The 4,844-nt window shown below is 55.7% G+C and carries 3 protein-coding genes; 2 read left to right on the top strand and 1 reads right to left on the bottom strand.

What is annotated here, in order from left to right; genetic code table 11:
* Window positions 1-339 precede the first annotated feature (339 nt).
* A complete protein-coding gene (gene htpG / locus RTI30_RS12540) occupies window positions 340-2,223 on the bottom strand; it encodes a molecular chaperone HtpG (RefSeq protein WP_312263411.1) in 1,884 nt (627 codons plus the stop codon).
* Window positions 2,224-2,479: 256 nt separating this feature from the next.
* Here htpG and RTI30_RS12535 point away from each other — a divergent pair, with 256 nt between their 5' ends.
* Both RTI30_RS12535 and RTI30_RS12530 read left to right on the top strand, forming a co-directional pair.
* Window positions 2,480-3,781 carry an ammonium transporter gene (locus RTI30_RS12535; RefSeq protein WP_312263410.1) on the top strand — a complete coding sequence of 434 codons (1,302 nt, stop codon included), beginning with the start codon at window positions 2,480-2,482 and terminating at the stop codon, window positions 3,779-3,781.
* Between the two features lie 197 nt (window positions 3,782-3,978).
* Window positions 3,979-4,764: an outer membrane beta-barrel protein gene (locus RTI30_RS12530; protein ID WP_312283911.1), complete on the top strand. Its 786-nt coding sequence runs from the start codon at window positions 3,979-3,981 to the stop codon at window positions 4,762-4,764.
* Window positions 4,765-4,844 lie beyond the last annotated feature (80 nt).

The raw sequence follows: 4,844 nt of genomic DNA, 5'->3' as shown, positions 1-4,844 counted from the left end.
ACAACGCCGAACGGCCACACCATCGACTCGGACAGAAACCACCGCTATCCTTCCTCCTCCAACATCTACCACAGTGCCAAAGGTGGTGGACGCATACATGTTCTTGAAACAGAGTCACAGATCGGCTAAAAAGCCGAATCAGCCTGCTCATACGTTACGCTCCCTCATGGTGATTCAAACACAATCACGTTTTTGTTGGGGCGAATGTTAACACAGATTTCTTTCGCGTCTAGTGATCTAGGATCAAAAAATTAATTCTTAATAATCAAAAAATTAGGAGTGTAACGTGGGGAAAGTGGAGGGGCGCCAGGGGCGCCCGCAGGCACCCCCGAGGCGGCCTTAGTGGGCGAGAGCCAACATCAGTTGGTTGAGGCGAGCGACGAAGCTTGCGGGGTCCTCTAGCTGCCCCCCTTCGGCGAGGATGGCTTGGTCGAGTAACAGCGCCGACCAGTCGGCAAAGCGGGTGTCGTCGGTCTCCGCCTCGATCCGCGCCAGCATGGGGTGCTGCGGGTTGATTTCCAAGATCGGTTTGCTGCTGGGTAACTCGTGCCCGGCCTGCTTGAGCAGTTGCTGCATGTAGAGGGCCATATCGCGTTCGCCAAGGACGATACAGGAGGGGGAACTGGTGAGACGATGGGACACGCGCACTGCCTCGACGCGATCGCCCAAGGCTTTTTTGATGCGCTCCACCAAGCCCTCGGCCGCTTTTGCTGTCTCCTCCTGAGATTTTTTCTCTTCTTCGGTTTCGATTTGTCCGAGATCGAGATCGCCTTTGGCGGCAGAAACCAACTTTTTACCTTCAAATTCGTGCAGGTGGCTGGTGAGCCATTCATCGACGCGATCGCTGAGCAGGAGTACCTCGATGCCTTTCTTGCGCAAAATTTCGAGCTGCGGACTATTCTTGGCGGCGAGGAAAGAGTCGGCAGTGATGTAGTAGATCTTGTCTTGTCCTTCCTTCATCCGCGCCACATAGTCGGCCAAGGAGACGTTCTGCACATTGGTGTCGGTGTGGGTGCTGGCAAAGCGCAGTAGCTTGGCGATCTGCTCGCGATTATGAAAGTCCTCGCCGGGTCCTTCCTTGAGCACGCGCCCAAACTCGTTCCAAAAGCTTTGGTACTTTTCGGGTTCCTTTTCTGCCATCTCTTCGAGCAGCCCAAGTATCCGCTTGGTAGCGCCGGAACGCATCTGCTCGATAACGCGGTTACCTTGCAGGATTTCGCGGGAGACGTTGAGGGGCAGATCGCTGGAGTCGATGACCCCGCGAACGAAACGTAGGTACCGCGGCAGAAGCTGCTCGGCGTCGTCCATGATGAAGACGCGCTGTACGTAGAGCTTGATGCCGTGGGTCTGCTTTTGGTCCCAGAGATCGAAGGGTGCCTTGCTTGGCAAATAGAGCAGGGAGGTGTACTCAAGCTTCCCCTCGACGCGATTGTGCACCCAGGCCAGGGGCTCGCCAAAATCGTGGCTAACGTGCTGATAGAATTCCTTGTACTCGGCGTCGCTGATCTCCGATTTGGGCCGCTGCCAAAGGGCAGAGGCCTTGTTGACGGTCTCCCACTCGTCGCCGGGTTTGCCGTCTTCTCCGAGCTTGCGCATACGGATGGGCAGGGGGATGTGATCGGAGTACTTGCGGATGATGGAGCGCAGGCGCCAGGCGCTGAGCAGGTCTTGGCGCTCGTCTTCGCGAAGGTGGAGGACGATTTCCGTGCCACGGGCGGGGAGCTCTACCGTCTCCAGGGTATAGGTGCCGGTGCCGTCGGATTCCCAGCGCACCCCATGCTCGGCGCCCATGCCGGCGCGGCGGGTGTTGAGGGTAACTCGCTCGGCAACGATGAAGGCCGAATAAAAACCCACTCCGAACTGGCCGATGAGTTGGGCATCCTTGGCTTGGTCGCCGCTGAGGCGGGAGAAAAACTCGCGGGTGCCCGACTTGGCGATGGTGCCAATATTGGCGATGACCTCATCGCGATTCATGCCGATGCCGTTGTCGCGAATGGTGATGGTGTGTGCTGCTTCGTCAAATTCGACATCGACGTGCAGCTCCTCACCGCCCTCGAGTAATGCCGGGTCGGCGAGGGCCTCGAAGCGCAGCTTGTCGCAGGCGTCGGAGGCGTTGGAGAGTAACTCGCGGAGGAAGATTTCTTTATTGGAATAGAGGGAGTGGATCATCAGCTGCAAAAGCTGGTTGACCTCGGTTTGGAACTGCATCGTTTCGGTGGTCATGCCTTCTCCTGAAAAAGCGGTATCCATCAATTACTGCTTCGCTGCCCAAAATGGGGACGCCGCGGTCGCAATTCAAGTCGCACCGTGAAAATTGGCGTAATTGGTTTGCACCGCATTGGTGCGTTCTGGTCTTATTCTTGGCGGTGCTCACTGCGTTTCTTGCGCCTATGCCCTGGCCTGCTCTTTGCTAAGAGCATCCTGACCGTCTTAGTGACGGTACAAGCATACAAGTCAATACCTACTCTAAGGAGCGTTTATGATACGAAAGGGAGCCATCGGGGTGGCGACAGCCGCCCTCACCATTTTTGCCAGTCCCTGGGCCATAGCCGACGCCACACCCCCCTTCAAAGGCGGAGATACGGCTTGGATGCTGACGTCTACCGCCCTGGTGCTGCTCATGACCATACCCGGCTTGGCGCTGTTTTACGGTGGCATGGTGCGGCGCAAAAACATCCTTGCCACCGCTGCGCAGAGCTTTGCCGTGACCGCCCTGATTTCGGTACTGTGGATGTTTTTTGGTTATTCCTTGGCGTTTACGCCGGGAAATGCCTTCATTGGCGGAACCAGCCGTTTTTTTCTGCATGGCTTGGGTCTCGATAGTGCCAATGCGCTGGCGCCGACTATCCCGGAATCGGTATATATGACCTTCCAGATGACCTTTGCCATCATCACCCCGGCCCTCATCGTGGGCGCCTTTGCCGAGCGCATGAAATTTTCTGCACTGCTTTGGTTCACCGGTTTGTGGTCTTTGCTGGTGTACGCACCTATCGCCCACATGGTCTGGGGCCCCGGTGGTTGGTTGAGCAGTGATGGAGTTCTCGATTACGCGGGAGGCACTGTGGTGCATATCAACGCTGGCATTGCTGGCTTGGTCGCGGCGCTGGTAATTGGTAAGCGCATCGGCTATCGCCACGACGCCATGCACCCGAGCAACCTGCTCTTTACCCTCATGGGCGCGGCCATGCTTTGGGTGGGTTGGTTTGGCTTCAATGCTGGCTCGGCAGTAGCGGCGAGTGACCGTGCCGGGATGGCGATGGCGGTGACGCAGATTGCGACGGCGGCAGCGGCTCTTGCCTGGATGTTTATCGAGTGGTGGGCGCGGGGCAAGCCGACGGTGTTGGGGATGAGCTCCGGCGCGGTCGCCGGCTTGGTCGCCATCACTCCGGCTTCCGGCTTTGTGGGTCCGATGGGAAGCTTGTGGATTGGCATTGCTGCCGGCATTGGCTGCTTCTGGGCCTCCGTCTACGTAAAAAACTGGCTGAACTACGATGACTCCCTAGATGCCTTTGGGGTGCATGCGGTGGGCGGCATCATCGGCGCCTTGCTCACCGGGGTGTTTGCCGTTGCGGCGATTGGTGGCACCGCGGGGGTGTTGGAGGGAAACCTGCATCAATTGTGGGTGCAGGCAACCGGCGTTGGTTTTACGATTGCCTATGATGGGACCGTGAGTTGGATTTTGCTTAAGGCGATCGACTGGGGGCTGGGCCTACGGGTGAGCGAAGAGGCGGAGCGCGAAGGGCTCGATGTGAGCCAGCATGGCGAGCAAATCTATATGTAAAGCGATCCACCCTTGATGACGTCATGCCCCAGGTAATTCTGGGGCATTTTTTATTCTCCGTGCACCAAAATCGTTCAAAATGTCAAAAGTGGTGCATGGGATTTTTGATAACTGAAGGAAATCGTGGATTTTTGTTAGGCATGAAATCTGCTCTGGCATACGCGCTGTTCCCAATAATCGTATCTGGAGCGTATACAATGAAAAGTAGCTTATCCGTCGTATCTAAATTTCTCCCGTCTATGGTGGTAATTTTCGCGAGTGTTGTCACTGAAGACGCAGCGCAGGCCGCGCCTCTCAGTTTGCCCGAACCACTCCACTTTGATGCCGGCCCCTTGGGAAAGCTCAATGTCCAGGGTGTGGCAAGTGCCTATGGCATGTGGCAGGACAACGCCTTTGCCGGGTCGGGCACGCCAGGCAACAAGACCGCCTCGGCGGACATCAGTAATGGTTTAGTGATGATTTCCAAAACCGACGGCATGCTGCAGTTTGGCGTTCAGGCAGGTGCCTACAATATCATCACCCTCGGCGCGCCCTTCGCGTCTACCGGCAGCTTCACCCAGAACACTTTCGGTGCATTGCCGACGGCTTACATTGAGTTCGCTCCATCTAGTCATTTCAATATTCAAGTCGGCAAGCTGTTCACCCTAACTGGCGATGAATACACCTTTAGTTATCAAAACTGGAATATAGAGCGGGGTCTTTTGTGGGGACAAGAAAATGCCATTGTCCGTGGTTTGCAAATGAACTATAGCCACGGCCCAGTAACTGCATCGTTATGTTGGAATGATGGATTCTACTCAGATCGCTTCAATTGGTTGAGCGGGATGATAACCTACGCCGTAGATGGGAAAAGTAGTATTTTCTTTCAGGGCGATGCGAATTTAGGGCACACCTATTTCGTTTCTGCGCCACTAGCGACAGCGGCGTCACAGAATAACGAGCAGATTTATGATATCGGCTACACTAGGGAAGATCTGATCTAGCCGAAGAAGGCATTGCCGTTGATCCAGAATCTCAAAAAAAACGCCATGAGGCCCATTGCTGATCGAAATACCACTATTTT

It is taken from the genome of Candidatus Igneacidithiobacillus taiwanensis, assembly GCF_031962545.1.
Lineage (GTDB): Bacteria > Pseudomonadota > Gammaproteobacteria > Acidithiobacillales > Acidithiobacillaceae > Igneacidithiobacillus > Igneacidithiobacillus taiwanensis.
Note: the sequence above shows the minus strand (reverse complement) of the source record. Positions and strands in the feature narration are given on the sequence as shown.

Bases quoted from the DNA above. Each gene is read 5' to 3' on its own strand.
- htpG (WP_312263411.1), bottom strand. From the start codon at position 2,223: ATGACCACCGAAACGATGCAGTTCCAAACCGAGGTCAACCAGCTTTTG.
- RTI30_RS12535 (WP_312263410.1), top strand. From the start codon at position 2,480: ATGATACGAAAGGGAGCCATCGGGGTGGCGACAGCCGCCCTCACCATT.
- RTI30_RS12530 (WP_312283911.1), top strand. From the start codon at position 3,979: ATGAAAAGTAGCTTATCCGTCGTATCTAAATTTCTCCCGTCTATGGTG.